This is a genomic window from Comamonas sp. (assembly GCF_036666375.1).
Taxonomy (GTDB): domain Bacteria; phylum Pseudomonadota; class Gammaproteobacteria; order Burkholderiales; family Burkholderiaceae_C; genus Comamonas.
Window position 1 is genome coordinate 23066 of record NZ_JAVWWA010000074.1, and the last position, 3193, is coordinate 26258.

Sequence of the window (3193 nt, forward strand, 5' to 3'; positions counted from 1 at the left end):
TCGGCGAGCAGGAACTCGGCTGGCTGGGCGCCTCGACCATGGGCGAGGCCAGCGCCGAAGATCTCGCCGCCCATGTGGAGAACGTGCTCGGTCGCCCGGCCACCTGCCTGCCGGGCGACGGCCGGCCGATTCGCCAACTTGCCTGGTGCACGGGCGGCGCCCAGGGCTTCTTCGAGTCCGCGATTGCCGCCGGCGCCGACCTGTTCCTCACGGGGGAAATTTCCGAGCCCCAGGCCCATCTGTCGCGTGAAACCGGCGTGGCTTTCATTGCCGCCGGCCACCATGCGACCGAACGCTACGGCGCGCCCGCGGTCGCCGCGCATATCGCTGCGGCCCACGGCCTGGACCATGTCTTCGTTGAAATCGACAATCCCGCCTGATTGCCTGCGGGTCGGTATTTTTGGAGTCTTTCGTGCTTTCCTCGCCTGACCAGACTGCCGCCCTGCCCGCCGGGCGGGCCATCGCCATCACCCAGGGCGACTGCGCGGGCATAGGCCCGGAAACCATCGTCAAGGCGTTTCGCGATGCGCCCGATGCCTTGCGCGGCTGTTTCATCGTCGGAGAAGTTGCGACGCTGCGCCGCGCGGCCGCGGTTGTGTTGCGGCATGGCGACACTTCCATGCCGGTCGCTGTTATCGGAAACCCGGACGAAGCCTGGTCCGTGCCGCCGCGTTGCCTGCCGGTGCTGGCGCTGGCCGGCCTGGCCGGACCCGCTCCCTGGGGGCAGATTTCGCGCGAAGCGGGCGAGGCGGCGGCGCGCTGCGTCGAATGGGCGGCGCAGGCGGCGCTCGACGGCCGGGTCGCCGCGCTGGTGACCGCGCCGCTGCACAAGGAAGCGCTGGCGCTCGCGGGCGTGGATTTTCCCGGTCATACCGAATTGCTGCAGGCCGCGGCCGCGGCGCACGCGGGCGTGGCGCTGGCCGACATGCCGGTGCGCATGATGCTGGCCAACGACGAACTGCGCACGGTGCTGGTGAGCATCCATGTCGCGCTGCGCGCGGCGCTGGACGCCGTGACCCGGCCGCAGATCCTGGAGACGCTGCGCATCACCCACGCAGCGCTGGCGCGCACGCTGGGCCGCGCGCCGCGCATTGCGGTGGCCGGGCTCAACCCGCATGCGGGCGAGGGCGGACGTTTCGGCCGCGAGGAAATCGACACCATCGTGCCGGCGATCGAGGCCGCGCAGGCGCTCGGCATGGACGTGCACGGGCCGTTCGCGCCCGACACCGTATTCATGCGCGCGCGCAACGCGCCGGGTCATCCCGGCGAGTTCGACGTGGTGCTGGCGATGTACCACGACCAGGGCCTGATTCCGGTCAAGTACCTGGGCGTGGAGAAGGGCGTCAATGTGACGCTGGGCCTGCCGCTGGTGCGCACCAGCCCCGACCATGGCACGGCGTTCGATATCGCCGGCCAGGGGATTGCCGATGCGTCCAGTCTGATCGAGGCCGTGCGCATGGCACGACAGCTCGCGGGCTGAAGCCGCTCAGGGTGTCTGGCGGTTCAGGCTGTCGCGGATCTCGCGCAGTAGGACGATGTCTTCGGGCGTGGCGGGCGCCGCGACCGGTGCGGGCGGAGCGCTGCGCTTGAGGCGGTTGATCTGCTTGATCATCAGGAAAATGATGAACGCCAGAATGATGAAATTGACGGCCACGGTGATGAAATTGCCGTAGGCCAGCACCGGAACGCCCGCCTTGCGCAGGCCGTCCAGCGTCTGCACCGTTCCTTCGGGCACCGTGCCCAGCACCAGGAACAGGTTGGAGAAGTCGAGCTTGCCGAACACCAGGCCGACGACCGGCATGATCAGATCGGACACCACCGAGTCGACGATCTTGCCGAATGCGCCGCCGATGATCACACCGACCGCCAAGTCAATCACGTTTCCCTTGACCGCGAATTCGCGGAATTCTTGCATCATGCCCATACGCTCAGCTCCTTTTGTTCAAACGAAGATCTGAGTATTGCTTGACTTGCGTCAGTGTCAACTGGCAAACAGCGCATGGAATAACCCCACTCACTCCGCTACAATTTGTAGCTGACCCCCAAATAATAGCGATCTACATCGAGGATCCCCATGAGTGATACTCCAATCGACTCCAGCAAGCGCACGTGGATCATCACGTCGGCCTGTGCTGGTGCGGTGGGCGGCGTGGCAACAGCCGTACCCTTTGTGAGCACCTTCCAGCCGTCTGAAAAGGCCAAGGCTGCAGGCGCGGCAGTAGAGGTGGATATTTCCGCCCTCAAGCCCGGCGAGAAGGTCACGGTGGAATGGCGCGGCAAGCCCGTCTGGATCATCAAGCGCTCGCCCGAGCAGTTGGCCGAGTTGCCGTCGCTCGACGGTCAGCTCGCCGATCCCAAGTCGCAGCGCAAGCCTTCGGAACTGACGCCCGAATACGCGCGCAACGAACACCGCTCCATCAAGCCCGAAATCATGGTGGCCGTAGGCATCTGCACCCACCTGGGCTGCTCGCCGGTGGACAAGCTGCACGCGGGTCCGCAACCCTCGCTGCCCGACGATTGGAAAGGCGGCTTTCTGTGCCCCTGCCATGGTTCGACCTTCGACCTGGCCGGCCGTGTGTTCAAGAACAAGCCCGCGCCCGACAATCTGGAAGTGCCGCCCCACAAGTACCTGTCGGAGACCAAGCTCCTGATCGGTGAAGACAAGGCCTGAGGGAAAACGACATGGCTCACGAATTCAAGGACATCTCTCCGAACGCCACCGCGGGCGCGAAGGTCACGAACTGGTTTGAGAACCGGTTTCCCACGGCTTTCGACGCGTATCGCGTTCACATGTCGGAGTACTACGCTCCGAAGAACTTCAACTTCTGGTACATCTTCGGCTCGCTGGCGCTGCTGGTGCTGGTGATCCAGATCGTGACCGGGATCTTCCTGGTGATGCACTACAAGCCCGACGCCGCCAAGGCGTTCGAGTCCGTCGAGTACATCATGCGCGACGTGCCCTGGGGCTGGCTGATCCGCTACATCCACTCGACCGGGGCCTCGGCGTTCTTCATCGTCGTCTACCTGCACATGTTCCGCGGCCTGCTCTACGGTTCGTACCGCAAGCCGCGCGAGCTGGTCTGGATCTTCGGCTGCGCCATTTTCCTGGCGCTGATGGCCGAAGCCTTCATGGGCTACCTGCTGCCCTGGGGCCAGATGTCGTACTGGGGCGCACAGGTGATCGTCAACCTGT

5 protein-coding genes are annotated in these 3193 nt (G+C 65.3%); 4 read left to right on the forward strand and 1 reads right to left on the reverse strand.

The window, feature by feature from the left end; all coding sequences use genetic code 11:
• Together RR928_RS16960 and pdxA are read left to right on the forward strand one after the other, a co-directional pair.
• The coding region (locus tag RR928_RS16960; RefSeq protein ID WP_332683430.1) for a Nif3-like dinuclear metal center hexameric protein at positions 1-380 on the forward strand (380 nt) is incomplete at its 5' end.
• 32 nt (positions 381-412) lie between these two features.
• Positions 413-1480 (forward strand): 4-hydroxythreonine-4-phosphate dehydrogenase PdxA, encoded by a 1068-nt coding sequence (gene pdxA, locus RR928_RS16965; protein ID WP_332540331.1) that lies wholly within the window; start codon positions 413-415, stop codon positions 1478-1480.
• 6 nt (positions 1481-1486) lie between these two features.
• Here pdxA and mscL read toward each other — a convergent pair whose 3' ends face one another.
• Positions 1487-1924 carry a large conductance mechanosensitive channel protein MscL gene (gene mscL, locus RR928_RS16970; protein ID WP_332540329.1) on the reverse strand — a complete coding sequence of 146 codons (438 nt, stop codon included), beginning with the start codon at positions 1922-1924 and terminating at the stop codon, positions 1487-1489.
• A gap of 150 nt (positions 1925-2074) precedes the next feature.
• Between mscL and petA the strand changes: the two genes are divergently transcribed.
• Together petA and RR928_RS16980 are read left to right on the forward strand one after the other, a co-directional pair.
• Positions 2075-2671, forward strand: coding sequence for a ubiquinol-cytochrome c reductase iron-sulfur subunit (petA, locus tag RR928_RS16975; protein ID WP_332548144.1), 597 nt, complete (start codon positions 2075-2077; stop codon positions 2669-2671).
• 11 nt (positions 2672-2682) lie between these two features.
• Positions 2683-3193, forward strand: a 511-nt coding sequence (locus RR928_RS16980) for a cytochrome b (protein ID WP_332683433.1), incomplete at its 3' end; no start/stop codon positions are given.